Annotated in this window: 26 protein-coding genes; 12 read left to right on the forward strand and 14 right to left on the reverse strand. The window is 47.2% G+C overall.

What is annotated here, in order from left to right; translation table 11 throughout:
* Position 1: 1 nt before the first annotated feature.
* Both E0D71_RS06460 and cdd read left to right on the forward strand, forming a co-directional pair.
* Positions 2-970 carry an ABC transporter permease gene (locus E0D71_RS06460; RefSeq protein WP_133002494.1) on the forward strand — a complete coding sequence of 323 codons (969 nt, stop codon included), beginning with the start codon at positions 2-4 and terminating at the stop codon, positions 968-970.
* 3 nt (positions 971-973) lie between these two features.
* Positions 974-1381 carry a cytidine deaminase gene (gene cdd / locus E0D71_RS06465; RefSeq protein WP_133002495.1) on the forward strand — a complete coding sequence of 136 codons (408 nt, stop codon included), beginning with the start codon at positions 974-976 and terminating at the stop codon, positions 1379-1381.
* Positions 1382-1442: 61 nt separating this feature from the next.
* Here cdd and E0D71_RS06470 read toward each other — a convergent pair whose 3' ends face one another.
* Positions 1443-2522 carry an AbrB family transcriptional regulator gene (locus tag E0D71_RS06470; protein ID WP_133002496.1) on the reverse strand — a complete coding sequence of 360 codons (1080 nt, stop codon included), beginning with the start codon at positions 2520-2522 and terminating at the stop codon, positions 1443-1445.
* A gap of 299 nt (positions 2523-2821) precedes the next feature.
* Between E0D71_RS06470 and E0D71_RS06475 the strand changes: the two genes are divergently transcribed.
* The gene (locus E0D71_RS06475) at positions 2822-3205 is read left to right on the forward strand and encodes a septal ring lytic transglycosylase RlpA family protein (protein WP_133002497.1); all 384 of its coding nucleotides are present in this window, start codon (positions 2822-2824) and stop codon (positions 3203-3205) included.
* Here E0D71_RS06475 and E0D71_RS06480 read toward each other — a convergent pair.
* On the reverse strand, positions 3189-4121 hold the full coding sequence (locus E0D71_RS06480) for a LysR family transcriptional regulator (protein ID WP_133002498.1): 933 nt from the start codon (positions 4119-4121) through the stop codon (positions 3189-3191). The two genes, E0D71_RS06475 and E0D71_RS06480, sit on opposite strands and share 17 nt — an antisense overlap.
* Before the next feature lie 148 nt (positions 4122-4269).
* On the opposite strand from E0D71_RS06480, the gene E0D71_RS06485 reads away from it, so the two are divergent.
* Entirely contained in the window at positions 4270-5025 is a 756-nt protein-coding gene (locus E0D71_RS06485; protein ID WP_133002499.1) for an SDR family oxidoreductase, read from the forward strand.
* A gap of 85 nt (positions 5026-5110) precedes the next feature.
* Here the strand turns inward: E0D71_RS06485 and E0D71_RS06490 are convergent, their stop codons facing one another.
* Both E0D71_RS06490 and nadS read right to left on the reverse strand, forming a co-directional pair.
* Positions 5111-5497 carry a hypothetical protein gene (locus tag E0D71_RS06490; RefSeq protein WP_133002500.1) on the reverse strand — a complete coding sequence of 129 codons (387 nt, stop codon included), beginning with the start codon at positions 5495-5497 and terminating at the stop codon, positions 5111-5113.
* A gap of 137 nt (positions 5498-5634) precedes the next feature.
* The gene (nadS, locus tag E0D71_RS06495) at positions 5635-5919 is read right to left on the reverse strand and encodes a NadS family protein (RefSeq protein ID WP_133002501.1); all 285 of its coding nucleotides are present in this window, start codon (positions 5917-5919) and stop codon (positions 5635-5637) included.
* A gap of 189 nt (positions 5920-6108) precedes the next feature.
* Here nadS and E0D71_RS06500 point away from each other — a divergent pair, with 189 nt between their 5' ends.
* From E0D71_RS06500 to E0D71_RS06510, 3 genes are read left to right on the forward strand one after another with little or no spacing between them, the layout of a single operon-like run.
* The gene (locus E0D71_RS06500) at positions 6109-6339 is read left to right on the forward strand and encodes a Trp family transcriptional regulator (protein WP_133002502.1); all 231 of its coding nucleotides are present in this window, start codon (positions 6109-6111) and stop codon (positions 6337-6339) included.
* Positions 6336-7781 carry an anthranilate synthase component I family protein gene (locus E0D71_RS06505; RefSeq protein ID WP_133002503.1) on the forward strand — a complete coding sequence of 482 codons (1446 nt, stop codon included), beginning with the start codon at positions 6336-6338 and terminating at the stop codon, positions 7779-7781. Before E0D71_RS06500 ends, E0D71_RS06505 begins: the two co-directional genes overlap by 4 nt.
* A 4-nt stretch (positions 7782-7785) precedes the next feature.
* Positions 7786-8448, forward strand: coding sequence for an aminodeoxychorismate/anthranilate synthase component II (locus E0D71_RS06510; protein ID WP_133002504.1), 663 nt, complete (start codon positions 7786-7788; stop codon positions 8446-8448).
* Between the two features lie 65 nt (positions 8449-8513).
* Here E0D71_RS06510 and E0D71_RS06515 read toward each other — a convergent pair whose 3' ends face one another.
* The gene (locus E0D71_RS06515) at positions 8514-9212 is read right to left on the reverse strand and encodes an ElyC/SanA/YdcF family protein (RefSeq protein WP_243711948.1); all 699 of its coding nucleotides are present in this window, start codon (positions 9210-9212) and stop codon (positions 8514-8516) included.
* A 115-nt stretch (positions 9213-9327) separates the two neighbouring features.
* Here E0D71_RS06515 and E0D71_RS06520 point away from each other — a divergent pair, with 115 nt between their 5' ends.
* Together E0D71_RS06520 and E0D71_RS06525 are read left to right on the forward strand one after the other, a co-directional pair.
* Positions 9328-10026, forward strand: coding sequence for a GDSL-type esterase/lipase family protein (locus E0D71_RS06520; protein ID WP_133002506.1), 699 nt, complete (start codon positions 9328-9330; stop codon positions 10024-10026).
* Positions 10027-10103: 77 nt separating this feature from the next.
* Positions 10104-10400: a Dabb family protein gene (locus E0D71_RS06525; RefSeq protein ID WP_133002507.1), complete on the forward strand. Its 297-nt coding sequence runs from the start codon at positions 10104-10106 to the stop codon at positions 10398-10400.
* 459 nt (positions 10401-10859) lie between these two features.
* Here E0D71_RS06525 and E0D71_RS06530 read toward each other — a convergent pair whose 3' ends face one another.
* Entirely contained in the window at positions 10860-11549 is a 690-nt protein-coding gene (locus E0D71_RS06530; RefSeq protein ID WP_133002508.1) for a type 1 glutamine amidotransferase domain-containing protein, read from the reverse strand.
* A 183-nt stretch (positions 11550-11732) separates the two neighbouring features.
* On the opposite strand from E0D71_RS06530, the gene E0D71_RS06535 reads away from it, so the two are divergent.
* The 3 genes from E0D71_RS06535 (at position 11733) to E0D71_RS06545 (ending at position 13663) form a co-directional block, all read left to right on the forward strand.
* The gene (locus E0D71_RS06535) at positions 11733-12629 is read left to right on the forward strand and encodes a LysR family transcriptional regulator (RefSeq protein WP_133002509.1); all 897 of its coding nucleotides are present in this window, start codon (positions 11733-11735) and stop codon (positions 12627-12629) included.
* Positions 12630-12725: 96 nt separating this feature from the next.
* Complete coding sequence (locus tag E0D71_RS06540; protein WP_133002510.1) at positions 12726-13091, forward strand: hypothetical protein; 366 nt, start codon at positions 12726-12728, stop codon at positions 13089-13091.
* The gene (locus E0D71_RS06545; RefSeq protein WP_133002511.1) at positions 13088-13663 is read left to right on the forward strand and encodes a cysteine hydrolase family protein; all 576 of its coding nucleotides are present in this window, start codon (positions 13088-13090) and stop codon (positions 13661-13663) included. The genes E0D71_RS06540 and E0D71_RS06545 overlap by 4 nt, the downstream gene beginning before the upstream one ends.
* Before the next feature lie 59 nt (positions 13664-13722).
* Here E0D71_RS06545 and E0D71_RS06550 read toward each other — a convergent pair whose 3' ends face one another.
* The 8 genes from E0D71_RS06550 to E0D71_RS06585 all read right to left on the reverse strand — a co-directional run bounded on the left by E0D71_RS06550 (position 13723) and on the right by E0D71_RS06585 (position 22672).
* Positions 13723-16149 (reverse strand): TonB-dependent receptor, encoded by a 2427-nt coding sequence (locus tag E0D71_RS06550; protein WP_133002512.1) that lies wholly within the window; start codon positions 16147-16149, stop codon positions 13723-13725.
* 139 nt (positions 16150-16288) lie between these two features.
* Positions 16289-17260 carry a FecR family protein gene (locus tag E0D71_RS06555; protein ID WP_133002513.1) on the reverse strand — a complete coding sequence of 324 codons (972 nt, stop codon included), beginning with the start codon at positions 17258-17260 and terminating at the stop codon, positions 16289-16291.
* Positions 17247-17780 carry a sigma-70 family RNA polymerase sigma factor gene (locus E0D71_RS06560; protein ID WP_133002514.1) on the reverse strand — a complete coding sequence of 178 codons (534 nt, stop codon included), beginning with the start codon at positions 17778-17780 and terminating at the stop codon, positions 17247-17249. The genes E0D71_RS06555 and E0D71_RS06560 overlap by 14 nt, the downstream gene beginning before the upstream one ends.
* A 132-nt stretch (positions 17781-17912) precedes the next feature.
* Complete coding sequence (gntR, locus tag E0D71_RS06565) at positions 17913-18908, reverse strand: gluconate operon transcriptional repressor GntR (protein ID WP_133002515.1); 996 nt, start codon at positions 18906-18908, stop codon at positions 17913-17915.
* Between the two features lie 183 nt (positions 18909-19091).
* Positions 19092-19580 carry a gluconokinase gene (locus tag E0D71_RS06570; RefSeq protein ID WP_133002516.1) on the reverse strand — a complete coding sequence of 163 codons (489 nt, stop codon included), beginning with the start codon at positions 19578-19580 and terminating at the stop codon, positions 19092-19094.
* An 87-nt stretch (positions 19581-19667) separates the two neighbouring features.
* Positions 19668-20984 carry a TRAP transporter large permease subunit gene (locus tag E0D71_RS06575; RefSeq protein ID WP_133002517.1) on the reverse strand — a complete coding sequence of 439 codons (1317 nt, stop codon included), beginning with the start codon at positions 20982-20984 and terminating at the stop codon, positions 19668-19670.
* A complete protein-coding gene (locus tag E0D71_RS06580; RefSeq protein WP_133002518.1) occupies positions 20977-21534 on the reverse strand; it encodes a TRAP transporter small permease in 558 nt (185 codons plus the stop codon). Before E0D71_RS06580 ends, E0D71_RS06575 begins: the two co-directional genes overlap by 8 nt.
* A 121-nt stretch (positions 21535-21655) precedes the next feature.
* Positions 21656-22672, reverse strand: coding sequence for a TRAP transporter substrate-binding protein (locus E0D71_RS06585; protein WP_133002519.1), 1017 nt, complete (start codon positions 22670-22672; stop codon positions 21656-21658).
* Positions 22673-22797: the final 125 nt, after the last annotated feature.

Here is a 22797-nt window from a genome sequence, read left to right on the forward strand (position 1 = left end):
AATGTTTGATACCCTAATCATAATGCTGGATGCCACCTTGCGTGTCTCCACTCCCTTGATTCTCGCGGCATTAGCGGGCTTGTATTCTGAACGTGCTGGTATCGTTGATATTGGCTTGGAAGGTAAAATCTTGGGCAGTGCTTTTGCCGCCGCCGCGGGCGCCGCCATATTCGGTTCTGCGTGGATAGGCTTGGCTTGTGGTATTGCCGCGTCGGTTGTGTTGGCGATGATACATGGCTTTGCCTGTATCACTCATCGTGGTGATCACATTGTCTCCGGCGTCGCCATTAACACCATAGTGGCTGGCTTAACAGTCACCTTGGGGTTGGATTGGTTTGGCATGGGTGGGCAAACGCCGACCTTGTCTGGTGACCAGCGTTTCACCGATATTACTTTACCATTTGCCGATGCCTTGCGTGATGTGCCCGTGATTGGTCAGATCTACTCGAATTTACTCAGTGGCCACAATATCATCGTTTACCTTGCCTTTTTGATGGTGCCGGTGACCTATTGGGTGATTTATAAAACCCGTTTTGGCTTACGCCTACGTGCGGTGGGTGAGAACCCTCATGCGGTGGATACCGCCGGTATTTCGGTGGCTTGGATTCGTTACCGTGCGCTGATTGTTTGCGGCATCTTATGTGGTATTGCAGGGGCTTATTTGTCTACTGCGCACAATGCTGGCTTCTTAAAAGACATGAGTGCGGGTAAAGGCTACATGGCATTAGCGGCGTTGATTTTTGGTAAATGGCGTCCGGTGCCTGTGATGTTCGCTTGTTTGCTGTTTGGCTTCTTAGATGCCGTAGCAGTACGTTTGCAAGGGGTTGTCATTCCAGGTATGGGTGAAGTGCCAGTGCAATTGATTGAAGTCTTGCCTTATGTGCTGACGGTTCTGTTGTTGGCCGGTTTTATTGGCAAAGCGGTCGCGCCAAAAGCCGTTGGTCGTCCTTATCTGAAAGAACGAGCTTAGTTTATGAGTCATGCGGTGATGAACGAACAAGCATTTGAGCTTGCCAAAACAGCGATGAGTAAGGCCTATGTGCCTTACTCTAAATTCAAGGTTGGGGTTGCCATTGAAACGGCGAACGGTCGTTATTATTCTGGCTGTAACGTAGAAAACGCTTCTTACCCTGAAGGAACCTGTGCAGAAGCAGGCGCGATTGCGGCGATGATTTTAGACGGTGAAAGCCAGATCAAAAACATCTACGTTATGGGCAATGGAAGTGAGCTGGTGACACCGTGTGGCGGTTGCCGTCAGCGGATTCGTGAGTTTTCCTCAGAAGCGACGCGTATTCACGTCTGCAGCGCGACGGAAGTACGTCGTTCTTTTGCGATGGATGAGCTGTTGCCGTGTTCGTTTGGGCCTGAAAATTTGGCTTAATAAACGCCGATTTATGTCAGGTTAAAAGCCACGTTCAGCGTGGCTTTTTTATGCCCGCTCGTTAGCTCGAAGGTAGGCTTTTGTTTACCGATAGCCAGCGAGCGAGCATAGGGCCAGCAATCAATACCACAAAGAAGCGCATGATTTGCATGGCCATCACAAAGGCCACGTCCGCGTGGGTGGTGGCGGCAATAATGGCCACAGAATCCGCCCCCCCTGGGCTGGTGGCAAGAAAGGCGGTAAGCGGGTCAATGTCGGCAAAGTACACCAGCAGCATGGCAAAACCACCGTTGATCACAATCAGGGCAATAATCGCGCCCAGAACATGAGGAAAGACGTGCAGCGCGTGTCGCAATACCGCGGGTGAAAAACGAAAGCCAATCCCCCAACCAAGAATGCCAAAGCTGATGGCCAAGTACCAATAAGGCAACACAATGGGAAAGGTGCCAGAGAACTTGATGAAAATCCCCACTGCGATGGACATGAGTAAGGCACCGCCAGGCAGGCGCAATTTCACGCCTAAATAGACGGTGACGCAGCTCATCGCTATGGTCATGATAAAGCCAGAGGACGAGCTCATGGCAAACCAATGGATCGGCTTGACACCGTCCACATTGAACAAGGTAGCCACAACCATAGCCGCGATGGCACAACAGGCGACCCGCAAATATTGCATAAAAGCGACGAGGCGCATGTCGGCCCCATAGGATTCAGACATGATAGTCATGACGGAAGCAGCCCCTGGCGATGAACCCCAAATAGCCGTGGTGCCGGGCAAGAGTCCGGTTCGGCTCAATAGCCAGCCAAGGAAGCTGGATGCGACAATCGTAGAGCCGGTGCCGAGTAGAAAAATTGGCCATTCTTGAACGATTTCAAGGTAAATGTTGGTGGGTAAATGACCCGCTATCATCCAACCAAGGGTGCCTTGTGCCATCAAAAAAAGCGGCTTCGGCAGACTCAAATCAGCCCCTTTCACTGTGATAAAAATACTCGCTACCATGGGGCCGAGTAATAGAGCGGCCGGTAGGTGAAAGTATTCTAATACGCTGGCAAACACACAGGACAAAAGGAAAAGTAGAAGAAACCGCCAAGGCGTTGGCCAGTGAGCTAAGGTGGCAGTGTTTATCTCTGGCGAGGGCATGTTTCTGATCCAAGAAAGTGGTGAAGGAATGCGGTATTTAGAGCATACCTGAAATCATAGAATAATAAGCGAATGGAAGAGGGTGTCACTAATCTATTCACATTTTTCTCGAACCGCCAAAACCTGGAGTGCGCTCGTGTACAAAGCGTAAAAGCCTGCGAGGAAAGCGCAAAGTTCGCAGTGGTTTGTTTTATCATGATCAAGATTTGTTAGACTTTTCATCGCTCTACAGCAGATTACCCCCATCGACCCTGTTGTCACTCGCGCCTGTGATAACAAGCAATGAAAAAGAGAATCTTATGAAAAATGCAGCGCCTATTTATTGGGTCTTTTTGTCTTTATGGCTCACCGCCTGTTCGAGCACCCCACTGACACGCTCAGCGGCGATGGGCTATGAAGAATCAGGTGAGGCCTCCTACTATGCGGACAAATACCAAGGGCGACAAACCGCCAGTGGCGAGCGCTTTAATCAGCATGCCCACACGGCGGCGCACAAACGCCTCCCCTTTGGCACCAAGGTAAAAGTGACAAACGTGGCGAATGGTAAAAGTGTGATTGTGCGCATAAATGACCGTGGTCCTTTTGTGAGAGGCCGTATTATCGATTTGAGTAAATCGGCGTTCCAACGTATTGCGAGCACCCATCATGGGGTGATTGATGTTGAGATTAAGGTGCTGCACTAGGAGAGGCACGCAAACCCGTTTGGTCGATCTTGGTGACCACCTCTTCTAGCCACGACATAAAAACACTCAGGCGTTTGGGTGGTTGGCGGCGCGACGGGTAAAGCAAAGACACTGGCATAGGCTCGGCTTCGTATTGCGGTAAAATGTGTATCAACTGACCTTTAGCGATCCAATCTTCCACCCCTATGGTGGGTATTTGTGCAATGCCTAAGCCAGATAAACAGGCAGACAAATAGGCATCTGTGCCATTAACGGCTAAGCTGCTGGGCATAATATGGTGTTTTACGACGCCTTGTTCCATGTATTCAAACTGCGCTTCTAGATTGCCAAGGGTGTGCGAATAGTCGATCAATTGATGGTTGGCTAAATCGTCCAAGGTCAAAGGAATACCAAACTTTTCCACATAGCTTGGCGAAACACAGTTGATGCTTCTGTAGTGGCTTAAGGTTCGAGCGACCAAACTGCTGTCGTTTAATTCTCCTGTGCGTACAACGCAATCAATGCCTTCTTTGACTGGGTCTACTCGATGATCAGAGCTGCTGATTTTTAACTGGATATTGGGGTATTTAGTGAGAAAGTCGGACAAATTTGGAAGCACCACAGTAGAAGCGAAACGGCTCGACATGTCGACTCTCAATACGCCACGAATGGTGTCTTGGTGGCGCTGAAATTGCCCACTCATTGCGTCCAGTTCCGCTAATAGTGCCTGACACTGTGGCAAGTAGGTTTCCCCATCCTGAGTCAGCACGACGCTGCGGGTACTACGATGCAAAAGTCGTGTTCCTAATGATTTCTCAAGCCCTTGTATGGCTTGTGAAATGCTGGATTTTGGCAGGCCAAGAGCCTCAGCGGCCTTGGTAAAACTGCCCGATTGCGCGACTAATACAAAGCGCTGCATGGCATCAAACTTGTCCATTCAATACTCCAGATTGTTTGTTTTATCCGAACAATGTTATCACCTTTACCCTCTATATCCATGACAATAAAGCGCTTACTCTAATGGCTATTCTTAAGGCTCCCTTCGGGCATAGCCTGGAGCATTTGATCACTAAGAGAGGTGCATAATGAGCAAGTTAGCAATTATTACGGGTGGTAGTCGTGGTTTGGGCAAGAGCAGCGCACTTGCTTTAGCAAAAGCGGGCGTTGATGTTGTGTTGACCTATCATCAAGATGCTGATGGCGCACAAAGCGTAGTGGAAGCGATCAAAGAAACAGGTCAAAACGCTTTTTCGCTGCAATTAGATACTCGAGATGTGGCGGCTTTTCCTCAGTTTAAAGAGCGCTTACAAAAGGTGCTAGAAAGCGAATTTGGGCGCCGGGATTTCGATTATCTGCTAAATAATGCTGGCACTGGCATACAAAGCAGCATTGAAGAAACCAGTTATGAGGCGCTAGAAGAGATGCTAGCAATACATGTGAAAGGGCCTTTCTTTTTGACTCAAGCTTTATTGCCATTGATTAAAAACGGCGGTCATATTTTAAATGTTTCGTCTGGTTTAGCGCGCTTCACCTTGCCTGGCTCAAGTGCTTACGCCATTGCGAAAGGCGGTGTAGAAGTTATGACTCGCTATATGGCAAAAGAATTCTCACAACGACAAGTGCGCGTGAATACCTTGGCACCGGGAGCGATTGCGACGGATTTTCGTGATGGCAATGTGCGCGACAACCCTGAGATGAATAAAATGGTGTCTTCGGTGACGGCATTAGGGCGTGTCGGTGAAGCCGAAGACATTGGTCAAGCGGTTGCTATGCTATTGAGCGATGGGGCAGGCTGGATAACCGGGCAGCGTATCGAAGCGTCCGGCGGTATGTTCTTGTAACCAAGATCAGGTTGAAAGCCACAATATAATATTGTCAGCCATAAAGAGAAACGCCTTATACAAAGGGTTTCTCTTTTTTTATGGGTTAGGCGTTCAAATTCAGTAGGATAAGGGCATAAGTGTAAAGTGACGCATAAATGGCAAGCGCAAACAGGGCTAAGTTATTGATGACATTGTGTATTGCATGACGATAACGCTGCAGCGTTTGAATCGGGCTTTTTAGCGGCGAAGGCCAGGTGTCGGCTTGTAAGAGCGGAAAGCTACTGAACATCATAAAGAAGCCAGAAATAAAGGCCGCATTTCCCCAAAACTCCCCAAGATGAAAGGATCCATAAAAAGCGAAGTTCCAAACCCCTGTTATAAATGCCAACAATGCGAGCGTGCCCTGCCGTTTCTCTAATTTACCGCGCAGCGGGTTAGGAACAGACATCAGCAAGATGAGCCACATACAAACCGCGACGACAATACCCATTAGCTTTCCTCATGATGGATGATGCGAGCACTATATAGAACAACGAAAGCGTTTTTCTTGATTTAACACTATGTTGGTAGGATAAAGCGTTACTTAGACACAGAGCAGCGCTTTAATGCGTAAGACTGAGGATATTGTCAGTGTGCTGATAATTCGTTATAGAAATTGGGGTTATCTTGAATCGTTGCCAATACCTTAGCCGCTAAGCCTGTTGGGTTGCGACGTCGACTTTCCCCGCTCTTAATCGTATCCACACTGGTGCCAAGCGCTTTGGCAAACTCAGCCTGAGAGACTTGAAGGTCATCGCGAATAGATTTTACATCTGCGATCTCAAAGCGAGTAATACGACCAGTTTCTTTACGACCTTGGTGGATATTTACCGCTTCTTCTAAAGAAGATTTTAATTCATCAAAAATACTCATGTTAAACCTCGCTCTTCCATAGTTTTGTTAGTTTTTCATTGAAAGTCTTAATTAGCGAACGGATCAATTTAATGATGAAGCACCCTGTCTTTTTATGCTCAGACCTCTTGCTTCACTCCTTTGAAATCTATATTGTACTAGTACGTGAATACATAGCCCTTTTTATAAGAGTCATTAGAGACACAACCTATGAAGGACTTGATCCAGTTTTTATCCGAAGTTGATGATGCCGCCGAGTTAGAAAAGCGCTTAACCGTGTTGCTGACGCCAAACGAGATCAGCGAAATGGCGCGCCGGTTAAAAATCATTGCCTTATTAGACGACGGTGTGCCACAGCGCGACATCGCAAAACAGTTAGGTGTTGGTATTGCTACGGTGACCCGTGGCTCCCGCGCATTGAAGGAATTAAAAGAATCATGAGTAGCCAGTCTTACTATCAAAAAAAGCCGCAGCGCATCACGCTACCGCGCAAGCCTAAGTACATTACTATCAGCGCCGATTGTGACTTTTTTGCCTTGTTTAAAACGGTAGAAAAGCATTTCGATAACTGCTTTATGTTGGAATCCCTTGGCGAAGAGAGTTTTATTTCCCGCCATTCGATCATTGGTTTTGATCCTGAGAAATTGATCTGGGCTGAAGGCAAACAGCTGTTTATTCAAGAACGTGATGGCTCGACTGAGTCCTACGAATCTGAGAACCCATATTATTTGCTACGAGACATTGTGCCGCAGAATATTTTGTCGCGCGGTTTCGCGGGTGGGTTAACCGGTTATCTTGGTTACGACAGCATGAACTACTTTGAACCAAGTTTGAATCTGCAGTCGAGTGAGATGTTTGATGCCTTCCGTTTTGGTTTGTACAAAGACGGTCTGATCTACGACAAGATGACCGGCGAAGTGGTCTACTTCTACTACGAAGATGAGCATTGCGATGCCAATCGTGTGGCACTCGTGAATAAGATGATGGCAGAAGAAACGCCGAAAAATGGCCCATTCGTGGTGACGCCAGCGGGTGAATCTATGTCTAAATCTGACCACGCAGATGCGGTGGCGAAAGTGAAACAAGACATAGTAGACGGCAAAATATTCCAGTGTGAAGTGGGCTTCAAAATGTGGTTCAACATGGCAGGCGATACGATTAACTTGTATGAGCAACTGCGTGAAGTGAACCCGTCACCACAAATGTATTACATCAAATTTGGCGAGCAAAAAGTCATTGGCGCCAGTCCTGAACTCTTGTTCCGCGTGCGCCAAGGGGAAATGGAAACCTTCCCGCTTGCGGGCACAGCGAAGCGTGGTGTAGACGAAAAAGAAGACGTGGCCTTAGCGCGCGCCTTATTGAATGACCCGAAAGAAATTGCTGAGCACAACATGATTGTCGACCTGCATCGTAATGACATTGGTCGAGTGGCTCGCTTTGGCACGGTGAAGGTGCGTAGCCTGATGGACATCAAACGCTTTAGTCATGTTCAGCATATTTCCAGTGAAATTGTCGGCATCATGGCGGAAGATCATGACATGTTTTCTGCATTGGCGAGCAACTTCCCTGCGGGCACCTTGACGGGCGCACCCAAAATCGAAGCGATGAAGATCATCGACGATTTAGAAAACGATGGTCGTGGCCCTTACGGTGGTGCGGTTGGTCAATTCTCTTTCAATGGCGATTGCATGTTTGCGATACCGATCCGTACTGTTTTTGCGAAAGGTGAGAAAGCCTACGTGCAGACTTGTGGCGGCAATGTCTATGACTCTAATGCCGAAGACGAATACGAAGAAATTCAACGCAAATTTGCTGGCACTCGTCGTGTTTTAGAAAGCTTTGCACCGAAAACCAACGCCATAAACAATGCGGGTCTGGAGTAAACACATGAAAGTATACATTATCGATAATTACGACTCTTTTACCTACAACCTGTATCAGTTTATTGGCGAAGTGTTGGAAACGGAACAAAGCAAGGGCGAAGTTTCAAGCTTTGAAGTGATAGTGAAGCGTAATGACGAAGTGACCTTGGATGACATTCGCAAGGCCGCACCAGACCGCATCATCATTTCTCCTGGCCCAGGTTCACCAGACGATAAGGCCTACTTTGGTATTTGTGCTGAGGTGATTGTGGAATTTGGCAAAACCATCCCATTAATGGGCGTTTGCCTTGGTATGCAGGGTATTTGCCATGTGTTTGGCGGCAAAGTGGTGAAAGCGCCATTGCCAATGCACGGAAAAACCAGCCCCCTTACTCACAATGGCGAAGGTATTTTCCATGACATTCCAGACCAGTTAGAAGTCATGCGCTACCATTCACTGATTGCCGAAGCAGAAAGCTTTCCTGATGTGTTAGAGGTAACGGCGTCTGTGGGGAATTTGCAAGAGGCGGACTTCAGCAATATTAAGACGATAAACCAAGGTGGTGACTTTGAGCTAATGGGGGTTCGCCATAAAGAGTATCCGATTCAAGGTATTCAGTTTCACCCAGAATCCTTTGCGACAGAAGGTGGCAAAGACCTGATTAAGAACTTCTTGTTTCAAGTATAAATAAGAGACAATACGAAAAGGCTGAGCATCTGCTCGGCCTTTTTTGTTTTCGTGATGCCCATTGATCATTCGACGTTTTTCGCTTTCAGCCACTGCCACGCGAGCCCTAAATATTCGTAAAAAGCGCGCTGGGATTTGTAGTTTTCAGAGGCGCCGATGCGCCATTCGGTGCGGGTGTCACTTAAGCGGAAGGCTGGGGCGGGCGTTGCCGTGATGCCCGCTTGTTGGAAAAAGCCAAGAGCGCGCCTTAAATGTGAGGCTTCGCTGACCAGCGCGACGCGTTTCCCTGTTAGTTGTGATGCCATGGCATTGGCTTCTGCTTCCGTGTCTTTTGGTTTTGGAAACATGACTATTCTGCTTGGCTTTGTGCCTAATTCTATCGCGGCATCATGCATGATTTTTGCGTGCCCAGCAAAACCCGAGACAAAAAGCTGAGCGTCTGGGTTGGCTTTTAAAATCCGCAAACCTTCTTCAAGGCGGTAAATAGCACTTCTTCCTAGCTGCATCACAGCAGGCTTATTAGGGTAGCTTTGATGGGCACTGCCCAAGACCACAACAACGTCTACAGGCTGTTGGGTGTCAAAGGTCGGATAGGTGTTTTCCAGTGGTGCAATGAGCTGATTGGCAACTGGGTCAAAGCTGGTCAATCCTAACAGGGCAATGGCAGTGACTAATAAGCCTTTTGCTATTTTTGGTCGAGTGGAAATCAGCAGCAAAGCGAGTAAGCTGATAATAAGAGATAACGGGATTGGCATTAGAGCCATACCGATTACCTTTTTGACAGTGAAAAGGCTAAGAGTCATGGAAAATAAGCTTCTGTTAATGGACAGCTTAGAATACCTTGTTTACCCGTCTAGATATAATATTGAGAGACTTTCTATGAGAAACGATGAGCCAGTAGCTATGCCTTTATCGGTTGTGCCAGCGGTGCAAACGGCCGACTGGTGGCTGCCAAGGCATGAGCAAAAGCTGGCCGAGAAAAATACCATGGAAAGTGTCGATCTGGTGTTTTTAGGGGATTCCATTACTCAGGGTTGGGAAGACGCTGGTCGCGCTGTTTGGGATGAATGTTATGCGCCTTTTAATGCTTTAAATTTAGGCTTTAATGGCGATCGAACAGAGCATGTCTTATGGCGTTTGGCCCATGGCGCGGTGGACAATATTACGCCCAAGTTACTGGTGCTGTTGGTTGGCACCAATAACACAGGGCACAGACAAGATTCGGCCGCTGAGACAGCGCTTGGCATTCAGCATATTCTTAGCGTGCTGCGGGAAAAACTGCCCCAGACAAAAATATTGTTATTAGCGATCTTCCCTAGAAGCGCTAAACCAAGCCAAAAATTACGAGTGTTAAATGATAGCGTCAATCGCTTGATAGCTTCTTATGGGGATGGTGACTGGGTAAGCTACCTTGACCTTAGTGACTGCTTCTTAGATGGCACTGGTCGAGTGAGTCCGGACATAATGGCGGACTATTTACATCTTAATGCACCTCAGTATCGAGTCTGGGCCAATGCTATCGCGCCTCACCTTTTTTGCTCTGGCGAGCAAAATGCCTTAATTTGCCATAATTCTTAATTATTTGTTTAATAACCTCGTGATAATATGCCTATTATTAAATTTTAATGTGATTATCCACGAGGAGTGACGCTCATATGATTCGCCATATACTATTTATTCAATTTAAAGAAGAAGCAAGCGCGGCAGATGTAACTAGCTGTCTAGAAAACATCGCAGGGCTAAAGGACAAAATCGATGGCATCGAAGCGGTTGAATGGGGTGAAAATAACAGCCCTGTTGGTTTTAAAAACTACACGCACTGTGTGCTGATGACTTTTGTTGATGAAGCAGCCCGTGATGCTTACCTTCCTCATCCTGTGCACCAATCTTTAGTTAATGACGAGTTGCTGCCAATTTTAGAAGATGTGGTGATGCTGGATTTCGCCGTTTAAAACAACGATTATTGCGAAAAAAAAGGCCAGAAATTTAAATTTCTGGCCTTTTTTTGTTTTCTACAAACAGGAAACTAAACAGCGTACAACCAAAAGTAGGCAGCACTTGCGACTAGGATAACAGTCATTTGAGAACTCCAGAAGGGTCAATAATGTGTCAGGTTTCGAATTGTTTTTAGTATAGACAGCTTGGATTTCGTAATCTATAGGAGAGGCTTTGAATCAATAATTGGTCCAATTCTTTGAATGAAAATTGCGGAATTCGAGATATAAATACTTTTTATAATAGAATTTGCAAACAGATGTGCTTTTTCACTCAGATCCTTATCATTTCTGATAATGAAGGCTAAACAAGGCTGAATTAAACGAAAAAATGGTTGGTTTTTAGGCGTAGAAAAGCCTGCCTTATGGGTAAATAAGACAGGCTTTAAGCCACTTTTGGCGGCTAATTAAGGTGTTTTATTTGCTCAGTGCAGTGAGCAGTTTTTCTGCAACAAGTTCAGAGCTTGCTGGGTTCTGACCGGTAATCATTAAGCCGTCTTGAACCGCAAATGCACTCCAGTCCGCGCTACTTTGGTATTCCGCGCCGCGTTTTTTCAGCTCGTCTTCTAGTAGGAAAGGAACCACATCGGTCAGTTGTACGGCGTCTTCTTCACTGTTTTTGAACGCAGTGACGGTTTTCCCTTTGACATAATATTCACCCTTGCTGTCTTTGATGTTCAAAAACGCACTAGGGGCATGGCAGACAGAAGAAATAGGCTTCTCTGCGTGTAGGAAGCTTTCGATCAAGGCAATGGATGTTTCATTGTTCGTTAAGTCCCACAATGGGCCGTGGCCACCTGGGTAGAAAATGGCATCAAAATCTTCTTGCTTCATGTCGCTTAATAGCTGTGTGTTGGCAATGATGTTTTGTGCTGTTTGGTCTTCGTAGAAGCGCTTTGTGGCTGCGGTTTGCGCATCGCTCAATTCACTGTTTGGGTCGATGGGCGCTTGACCACCTTTTGGTGTCGCAACGGTCACTTCTGCGCCAGCATCGATGAAAGCATAATAAGGTGCTGCGAACTCTTCTACCCAAAAACCGGTTTTATGGCCTGTGTTTCCTAAGTCTGAATGAGAGGTTAGGACAACTAAAATTTTCTTGCTGCTCATCACGGGCTCCTTATAAGCGAGTGTTTGTTTGGTTTGCTATCGATGAATCGCGAATGCCATCTGTACCGATAAGCGTGGGATTAGTATAGAGGTGGATTCAAATCTTGACTATGGGGACAAAATTGACATCATTGATTTAATTATTGATACAATAGACGCATTGATTACAAAGCGTGAGACACGATGGATATTTCCTTTGAACAGTTAAAAAGCATGGTGGTGTTTTCTCAGGTTATCGAGCAAGGCAGCCTAACGGCCGCGGCAAAAGCGATGGGGATTTCTCGTGGCGTCGTGAGCTACCACCTTAAAAAGCTAGAAGATCAATTGGGCGTGGTGTTACTCAACCGCACGACTCGCTCAATATCGTTAACGGAAACGGGAGAGGCGTATTATCAGCGTTGTCGAACGATTGCCCATCAAGCGCACGAAGCCAATTTACAGATAGAAAAAGCCAAGCAAGAGCCCATAGGTAAGTTAAAAATCACCTGCCCGGTGAATTTAGGGTTACAGATTGTGGTGCCTGCTTTGAATGAGTTTCGTCGTTTGTATCCGCTTATTGAGCTGGATGTGTCATTAGGCGATGAGGTGGTGAACATAATAAAAGACGGTGTCGATCTGGCTATTCGTGGGGCGCCATTGGCGGATTCCGGTTTGCAGGCCAGTAAGCTGGCGTCGTTTGAGACCTATTTGTGTGGCGCACCAGAATACTTCCGCTTGCGTGGTAAACCCACTCAGCCGCAAGAATTGTATGACCATGATTGGGTCGTGTATCGGCAAGCGGCCAATTCCGTTCATCTTAGCCAAGGCGGGCGTTCTTTTAGTATTTCGGTGGTTGGCGCCGTTAGCACCAATAATGCGGCCGCCCGCACTCTGTTTTTAGAAGGGGGGAATGGTATCGGCCGGATTCCCAGTTACGACGCAAAGCCGCGCCTTGAGCATGGTTCATTAGAGCGCATTCTTGCTGATTACCGCTGCTCTGATATTGATGTGTTTGCTGTTTTTCCGCCCGGCACGGCAAATTCAAAAAAACTGCGGTTGGTGGTCGATTTTCTGAAACAGGCGTTTTCTCGCATTCAGTAAAGTAAAGGTTAAACAAGGTCCCATTCTAATGATAGCCATCTAGCCTTGGATACCGTTATGATGTTGATATTCGTTAAATCGACATAGGTCTTATTCATGTTATTTCGCATCCTACTGTTGTGTTTACTTGGCGGTTTTATTTTGCCCGCCATGGCCACGCAATCTCATTCTAATAAGGCGTTACAAAGCGTCGAAAAGAAGGTCATTGAGTTAGAGCGCAGTATGGCAATTTTGCAGGTGTCTACTGCTTCAAGCGATGACTATCAGACGCTTGAAACACAGATTGAGCAGCTAGCGGCCACAGTGAAAGAAAACTCTCAGGCGACAGATCGCATCGACTTCTTAACCAACTTAGTCTTTTTGCTGTTTGTTGCCTTGCTGGTTAGTCTGTTTTTTCAGCGACGCCAAGCGCGCCAATTAACGCGATTATTGGATGTGAAACAAAAGGAGATTGCACCATGAAAAATATGCCGTGCCTGCTTATTATTGATATGCAAAAGGGAATGTCATGGCCGCAAGCTGGGCAACGCAATAATCCTAATGCAGAACAAGACATTGCTGAGTTGCTGGCCCATTGGCGAGTACACCATGCGCCTATCGTCCATGTTCGACACCTTTCACTGGAGCCTGAATCACTGTTCTGGCCAGAGCAAGATGGTGCTTTATTCCAAGATGTGTTTCAGCCATTGAGTCATGAAATGGTCATTGATAAGTCTGTGCCTGATGCATTTACGCATTCAAATCTGGCCGTTTGGTTACAAGAAAAAGGCATTAAGGATCTGGTTGTGGTGGGCGTGAGCACCAATAATTCAGTGGAATCGACGGTGCGTACGGCGGGCAATTTAGGGTTTAACACCTATGTGGTTCAGGAGGCGTGTTTCGCCTTTGCCAAAGCGGATTTTAATGGCTATGAGCGCTCGGCGGATGAAGTGCATGCGATGTCGCTGGCGAATCTAGACGGCGAGTACGCCACGGTCATTTCTCAAGACAGTGCCTTCACTTTACTCTCTTCAGCGGTTGCACAAAGCCAATAGCAAATGGCTACTGGCTTTGTAGTTTGACCCTAGTATTAGGGAAGGCTAGCGGCTTCTCCCTAGAATGTACTGCTCACGGATAATTTGATTTCACGCGGACTGCCTTGGGTTAAGTAACCTGAGCTACTGGCGCTTTCCCAATACCCTTTGTTCATTAGATTGGTGACGTTTAAGCGCCATGTTACTTCATGTTCTGAGAGTTGGGTTTGGTAGCGTGCGCTTAAATCGATACGAGTCCATGAATCTAGCTCGGTGGTGTTGGCAGCGTCTAAATACTGCGGACCACTGCGAATGACTTTGCCGCCAAGCGTGGCGCCAGCGAAGAATGGTACGTCGTACTCTCCTCCAACAACAAGACGATACTTGGCGACGCCAGCGGCATCATTGCCATTATTGTCGCTGTTTTCTGCATTGCGCAACTCTGGGTCCAGAACCGTCGCTGAGGTATGCAAGCGTACTCCAGCCATAGGTTCGCCATACAGGCTGACTTCCACTCCGCGGTTACGTTGTTCGCCATGCAGACCATAGTCGCCATTTAAGGTGTAGGCTTCTGGTTTGGTGATTTCAAAGAGAGCCAGCTCTGCGCCTAGGGTGCCATTTTCGTACTTCACACCAATTTCATTTTGCTTAGAAACGTAAGGCGCTAATACGCTGCCATAGTTGGCGGCGGAGGTGTCGGTAACCTGATCTCCTTGTTGCAACGCTTCCACATGGTTTGCGTACAAGGAAACATTCTCTATGGGTTTATAGACGATTCCGTAAATAGGGGACGTGGCCGCGTCGTCGTAATAGCTGGACTCAATACCGTCGTAGTCGTAATTGTTCACCGTTATATTTTGGCGGCGCAGACCCGCTGTAATAAGCAGGGTGTCATCCAGGAAGCCTAGGGTATCCGCAAGGGAAACACCTCGAGCGTTGGTCTTGCTGCGGATATTAGGGTTGTCCATGTTGCCATCGGCTAAGGAGGAGGCTGTAGGGTAGTCGGTGTCGTTCGGGTTATAGATATTTGTCGTATTATCTGAAGCGCTACCATAGGTATACGCGCTATAGCTTTTATTCACGAAGCCCGAATAGGCAAGGTTAATCCGATGAGTGACATCGCCAGTATTAACATGACCGACTAGACCCAGTGTCGAGGCGAAGGTGTTTGACTCATAAGGTACCGACAAGCGAGTCACAGTGGCATCACCATCGGCATTGCTCAAAGTAGGGGACGAATAGTCGCCATATTCCTTGTTTTTATTCAGGCCTAGGCCAGTATGAAGGGTCCAATCATCATTCAAATCGTAGTCGGCATTGACCATACCATAAAGGGTTTTTAAGCGAGAGTTCGCCCACGATGGCGAGTAGTTTGTTGCGGCGTCTGGTGCTGAAACATCGAAATAAGATGAGTTGTGAACCACGGAGCGACCGCTGTCTATTTTGAGGTTCTGATAGCCAATGTCCGTTGAGACTCTAAGGGTGTCTGAGCGGTAATCGGCGCCAATACTAATGGCCGTCTCTTCGCGGGATTCATTGTCTACGGCGCTGTCACCATCACGATACAGTACATTGCTGCGCACTCCCCATTGTTTTTCGCTACCAAAGCGTCGCGCCACATCTAGGTTAATGCCCGTTTGGCCTTCTGCGGAGGTATCAAGGGTGATCTTGTTTAGATCGGCGTCGGCACGCTTGGGTTGGAGGTTAATCGCACCTCCAATGCCTGAGCCACCCGGAGTGACGCCATTGAGAAACGCACTGGAGCCTTTTAGTAACTGTACGCTTTCGATGGCGTTAGTCGACACCACTTGGCGCGGTAAAATACCGTATAAACCGTTGTAAGAGATGGCGTCACTGTCGAGCGCAAACCCCCGCACCATAAAGGTTTCTGAATAGTTACCGTAACCATAGCCAGATTGAACGGAGGCGTCGTTATCCAGCACCTCGGCGATGCTTTCGGCTTGTTGGTTCTCGATGGTCTTATCCGTATAAGAAATCACGCTGAAGGGCACATTGGCACTGTTTTGCTCACCAAAAGTGCCTAAGCGTCCACCGGCTTCGATTTGACCGCCTGAGTAGGCTGTTAACTTGCTCTCCGCCACCTTGTCGGCCGACACAGCAACACCGGGTAAGGTGTAATCTTGTTGGTCTAGTAAGCTGTAGGTGCCATCTTTATTGGCGACCATCAATAAGTTCGAACCACTGAGCAGACGATCAATCAATTCGAGAGGCGTAAACTCTCCGTGAATTGCCTTGTTTTTTAGCCCCTGAGTTAACGCAGGATTAAAAGACAAGGCTATGTGGTTTTGCGCCGCGACCTCGGTGATGTTCTTGCCTAAGTCGCCAGCCGGCACAGTGAACAACTGACGTGCGCTGTGTTGCGCCGAGTCAGCGGCAATGGCAACTAGGCTGATGCTGCTACCAAGCAATAAGCCAGTACTGCAAAGTGCCACTTTTATTGCCTGCTGCAATGGCGTTTTCACCATGTTATTTTTGCGGGTAGCCACAGCCACCTCCTTTCTTTTCGATTGAGTGTGTTTAGTTGTTTTATTGACTGTTACTAACTAAGCCACTCGAAAATAAAAAAGGTATCAATGATAATGAAAATTATTCCTATTAATTTCTATTGGCTGCTCTGCCATCGCCTCAACTGGCTTCTAATGTTACCCAGTAGCCCCCAAGATGGCGCGACACTGTCAGTGGGTAGGTGTGCGAGAGCATGGTAAGAATCGTGTCTGTATTTGTGGTGGGAAACGAGCCAGAAATAGGCAGCTCAGCGAGCTTGGGCGACACTCGTAACAGGCCATGTCGGTAGCGGGACACTTCGTTAATAAAAGTACTCAATGGCATGTTATGAACGGCGAGCATGCGTTGTAGCCAGGCGGTCGATTCTGGCCTTAAGGCTTTGCGAGTGTGAAGCTGATAGCGGGAAAAACTGACTTCTTGCCCTGCTTCTATGATGTTATTTTGGCGTTGTGTAGCCTGTTTTGGTGTGGCTTTGACGCGGCCTTCTATAACCACTAGATGCGTCATTTCTTGGTGCTGTCGAACCGTGAAACGTGTCCCTAGCGGCATCAACTCCCCTTCTTGAGTGCTGACCAGAAAAGGACCGAACTGCTTGCTGTTCACTGGCGCCGTGACAATTTCAATTTCCCCTTCGCGCAGGGTTAAAAGCCGATGCGTTGGATTAAATTGAATATCAAATGCCGTGGCTGTATTCAGCTTTACGGTAGAGCCATCCGGCAGCGTGACCGAGCTAAAGCCACCTTTTGTGGTGCGATAATCGGCACTCCATTGTTGGCTTTCGACCAATTTGCTGCCGCCCCAAATAGTGGGACCAGCGGCCAGCAGTAGGGCAAGTTTACCAATAGCAAGGCGGCGGCCTTCGTCGTCTGCACGATTGAGCACTGGCCCTGCGATGTCTTTTGGCATTTGTGCCATGCCATGCATCAAGCGCTGTGCTTTTTCCCATGCGGCTTGGTTGTCAGTGTTGGCTTGCTGCCAATCTAACAATGTTTGCTGTTCGAGGTTGGACAAGGGCGCGTCTTGGAGTTTGAGTAGCCATTCTGCGGCTTCCTCTAAGGCTCGTAAGGGAATTTTCTGGTTAGATTCCGGCAAAAAAATCTTCCTCCATAAGCATCAGGCACTGCAGGTAGGCTTGCTTCATATAACGCTTTACGCTGATCAGCGAAATGCCCATCTCATCGGCGATTTCTTGGTACTTTTTACCCTCAATTTGAGACAGTAAAAAGGCGGTTTTGACTTTCTTTGGCAAGTTATCAAGCAGGGCGTCTATTTGCTCAAGGGTTTGCAAAATAATCAGCTGGTGCTCTTGGGAGGGCATTGCCTGTTCAGGTAATAAAGCGAGTTGCTCAAGATAGGCCTGTTCGATGGAGCGACGGCGATAAAAGTGGCTGATGATGCCTTTTGCCACCGTGAGCAAATAGGCGCGCGGTGAATCTATCTTGTCCGATTCTTGGCGAGTATGAATCCGAACAAAAGTGTCTTGTGTGAGATCTGCCGCATCACATTGATTTTCTAAGCGTTTGCGCATCCATGTAAACAGCCAACTATGGTGATCTGAATAAAGAGAGTGCATTAGCTCCTGCTGCACTCTTGGATCCGCGCGGTGCGGCATGTTGTCGCCTCTTATTTTAATGAGAATTACCAAATGATAATAAGTCTCATTAAATAGATGTGCTGCTTTTTTGTCAATCCAATAGTCACATTTGATGCCAGATTGGCGCCAAATTTATCACACAAGTTTGTGCTAGAGGCTTTCGCCGGCTTCGATCTGAAATGGCAAATCAATGATGCGCTGTTGGATAGGGTTGCCTTGCAAACGCGACAGTAAATGCTCCGCTGCCAAACGACCTATCTCCTCGCGAGGGGTAATAACGGTGGCGAGTAGTGGCACCATAGCACGGGAAATATCATGGCCATGAAACCCAGCAATGCCTATTTCTTCAGGCACCTTAATACCGGCTTTCTGACACGCGTAAAGCGCCCCGATTGCCAAGTCATCATTGGTGCAAAAGATGCCATCGGTGTCCGGTTGTTGCTTCAGTACTTCTTCTAAAAAAGTCGCACCAAGGGTAAATGAAGAAGCGCTGGTGGTTTTGACGCATAACGGGGTAAAGCCATGATCTTGCATGGCTTTTTCGTATCCTTTTATTTTGAGTAGGGTTCGTTCGTCCATGCGAGCGGCAAAATAAACCACTTTTCGATGGCCTTTCTCGATCATAAAATTGGTCATAGCATAAGCGGCGGCTTCGTTATCAATGCCGATGGCTTGTTCAATCGGTGGTGACACAGAATCCATGATTTCAATCACAGGAACCCCAGCCACTTCGAGCATTTTTCGTACCCGATCGGTGTGGAAACTCTCGGAGATAATCAGCCCATCCACATTGTATGACAGCAAGGTTGCGATCCGGGCTTCTTCCGACTCTCGGCTGTAGCCATAGTGGGCCAACATGGTTTGGTAACCAGCGGGTTCAAAGACGGCTTCAACACCACGGATGACTTCAGAAAACACTTGGTTGGTCAAAGAAGGCAATAACACGCCAATCGCATGACTTTTTGAATTGGATAAAATATCCGGTGCGCGATTTGGAATATAGCCTAGGGTGTCTAAGGCGTCGCGGATACGGATTTGCAATGGAGAAGAAACCAGATCGGCGCTTTTTAGATAGCGGCTGACCGTCATTTTGGTAACGCCGACAAGGTCGGCTACGTCTTGAAGCGTAGGGCGTTTCTTTTTCATTCTCTGTTTAAATCCATCTCATTGTTACACGTAACATTAGCATATCACTCAGCCTACGAGAAAGAAAAATTTCTCTATTACGCCTTTCTAATCTCTTTATCTATAGGGAGTAATGTAGAAGTGAGTATTAACTTCATTTGGATCTAAAACGAAAGGCACGCAACGAAAGGTGCCTTTGTGAAATTACGACTTTAGTTGTTGCAAGGCTTCGTTGACGACGGCATCTACCTCTTGATCGATGTCGACAATAATGGCTTCATCAGAGGTTGGCTCAATTAAGGTGGCAAATTGGCTTTCGAGCATGCCACGGCCTTTAAAATAATGGCCGTCGCGCTTTTGATGACGCTGCCAGATGGTTTCAATGTCGCCTTTTAAGTACACCATGGCGAGTTGATCGACGCCGTTGCGTAAGATATTGCGATATTCCGGCTTAAGCCCTGAGCAGGCGATGACGGCCTTATCGGTGTCTTGAAGCAGTTGGTTAAGCGTGGCTAACCAGCCCATACGATCTTCATCGTTCAACGGAGTGCCGGTGGCCATCTTCTTCACGTTTGCGTCGCAGTGGTAATCGTCGCCGTCAAAAAATGGATAACCTAGTTGCTCAGCAAGTCGCTGTCCGATAGAGGATTTTCCTGAGCCAGATACACCCAATACAATAATTTTTTTAATCATTTCTTCATGTCTCCTAACGGTCTTTGCTGATTGAGACAAAGACCGTACGTTCAAAAAGCCGTGTTGAACGGCATGACCTAGGGTTAATTATTTCCACCACAAAGCCAGCTGAGGGAAGAAGACAACCAGTGCTAATACCAGAATTTGTAAGCCGATAAAGGGCAACAAAGAACTGAAGATTTCGCCTAGGCTAATGTCTTTAGGGGCTACGGATTTTAGGTAAAACGCAGCAGGACCAAACGGTGGGGATAAGAATGATACTTGCATGTTCAAACAGAAGACCACGCCGAACCACACAGGATCTAGTCCTAAGTTCATGATAATAGGTACAAAAATAGGCATGGTGAGCAAGGCAACGCCCACCCAGTCAAGAAACATGCCGAGCACAAATAGCACCAACATCATGATCAAAACGGTGCCCATTACGCTGCCGCCGCTTAAGGCCAAAATGGTTGTTTCGACAAAGTCGATGCCGCCCATCAGGTTATAAACGCCTACCAACGCGGTGGCACCAATACCGATCCAAATAATCATGCCACAGGTGCTCATAGTGGCTTTGGCGCTTTCTTTTAGCATGGAGAAGCTCATTTCACCGCGAATCACCGCGCTGATCATGATTCCTACCACCCCTAATGCAGACGCTTCGGTCACAGACGCCACACCGGTGTAAATACTGCCCAACACCACAGCCACAGACAGTAGCGGGAAGAACAAGGCCTTGAAATAGTTGACGTTGGCATCTTCTGCGAGCTCTTCTTCCGTAGGAAGCGGTGCGTACTCAGGGTGCAGACGACAAATAATCAACACATACGCCATGTAGGCAAAAGCGAGCAACAGCGCAGGAAGAAAGGCGGCTTTAAACAGTTCGCCGATCGAAACACTGGCGGTTAAACCATAGATGATCAGGACAATACTGGGTGGCAACATGGTGCCTAACGCACCACCGGCACAGGTGGTACCAATCGCCAGCTTACGGTTGTAGCCAAGGCGGAGCATTTGCGGCAAAGCAAGAATGCCCAGCAGCACGGTTTCGCCACCAATCACACCAGACATAGACGCCAATACAATGGCCACTAATAAGGTTTGAACCGCAACGCCACCACGTAGCTTTCTACCGAATACCTTCATCGCGTCAAATAAGTCGCGGGCGATACCGGAACGATCGAGCAAGGCGGCCATCAGAACAAACATGGGCACAGCCAAGAACACATAACTGCCGACAAAACTGTATAAGCGGCTGGTAACCAGAGGCAATGCCCCTACACCAAACCAACCAATAGCAAAAAACATGGCAACGAGTAGGGTAACAAACGCGAGTTGCATGCCGGTTAGCAATAAGAAAATCATTGAACCGAGCATTAATAGGCTGCCATAGCCTATTCCTAGGGAGGATAAATCAAACATTTTTATGCTTCCTTAGGCCATTAATCTCTTGAATAAGATGTAAGAAAAATTGCGCAAACATCAGACAAATTGTCAGAAAAATAGTGCCTTTTACTAAGGCTGGAAAAGCGGGATTCCACGCAGAACCAGAGGTTTCTAAATACCATCCACCAAGTGGTGATAACCAAGAGTCATGTACCATCTGAAATGACGCCCAAATAAGCAAACTGGTAAATACCAATCCCAGAATATGGTGGAAGACATTTAAATAGCGACGAGCCGTGTCGGAAACAATGTCGTAAATCAGTACCACGCGAACGTGTTTATTTGTCGCCATGGCATAACTTCCGCCATAGACAAATAAGCAGCCGCCGATAAACGACGCCGTTTCATGCACCCAAATGGTTGGAGAGTCGAATAGATAACGCATTAATACTTCATAAAAAGAAATACCAACGGTAAAAATAAACAACAGACTTAAGATATTGCCCAACCCATGAATAACGTGATCTAAGCCGTTACGAGGTTGTTCAGAAGGGTCTATTTCTGGGTGAATTATTTCGGGTTTCATAGCAGTGGTCCAATGTAAAGTTGAGACAGAAAATCTCTTCTTCGCGAGGCTAATAAACGAGGTTTAAGAGAATGAGATAGAACAACGCAAAGGCGCTGTTCTATCTATGAAAATCGGCAGATTATAGAAGGCCGTTTTCTTCTAGGTAAGTAGTGATAGAGTCGTACACTTTTTGTGCATTTGGTGAGCGTTTAGCAAACTCTTTCCACTGTACACGAGCAATAGCACGGAACTTCTTACGTTCTTCTGGAGACCAGTTATGAATGGTGATCTTCGGATTGGCTTTAGCCACCTTCACAGCAGCTTCATCTGCGATGCGCAATTGCGTGGTGATGTCTTCTGCAAAATCACGAACAGAAACCGTTAGAATCGCTTGAATGTCGGCAGGCAATTTGTCCCATTTTTTCTTGCTCATAGAGATATCAATCAATGGCAAAGAGTGGAAGCCTGGGTACACAGGATGCGTTGCAATGTCGTTCATGCCGGCTTTCTGGTTTGTCGAGAAAACAGTGTAATCAGCGGCATCAATAACGCCTTTGCTTAAGCCTGTAAAGACTTCAGAACCTGGTAAGTTTACCGGCGCGGCACCCGCCGCGGCGAAGACTTGCTGAACAAGGCCTTCAGGCGCTCGAATTTTTAGGCCTTTTAGATCCGCAACACTGTCTAGAGGGACTCGAGATACTAAGGCTTCAACACCAGTCGTTGAGCCACCAATGAATTTCACGCCGTAAGGAGCGTAAAGTTCATTCATCAACTCGTAACCACCGCCGTAGTTAATGTACTGTAGAAGTTGCTGAGTATTGGACCAAGCGCCGACGGTATTACCAATCAGTCCGAACGCTGGATCTTTACCTGAGAAGTAACTTGTTGCGGTGATTTGGCCGTCCAAGATGCCCATTTTAATGCCATCTAGGGTTTCGGTGTGTTTGAACACACTGCCAACAGGAAGCAAATCAATGTGCACGCGACCGCCAGTCATGGTTTCAACGCGTTTTACCCATTCCTGCTGAATCTGGTAATTTTTATCACCCGATGGGTCTGAGGACTGGAATTTAAATTTGTAGTCTGCCGCGAATGCGGAAGTAGACAAAACCCCTGCTAGAGCAACAGAGGTCAGTGTGGTCATTAACTTGCTCATAAGATCGCTTCCCGATGTTTATTGTTTTAGGAAAATGGATTGCTAATACCAGTATTTGTTACCGGTAACTTAAGAGTGATATGTTACCGGTAACGTTCAGTCTGGGTCAAGTTCGATATCTTTAT

It is taken from the genome of Marinomonas sp. KMM3893 (genome assembly GCF_004352855.1).
GTDB lineage: Bacteria > Pseudomonadota > Gammaproteobacteria > Pseudomonadales > Marinomonadaceae > Marinomonas > Marinomonas arenicola.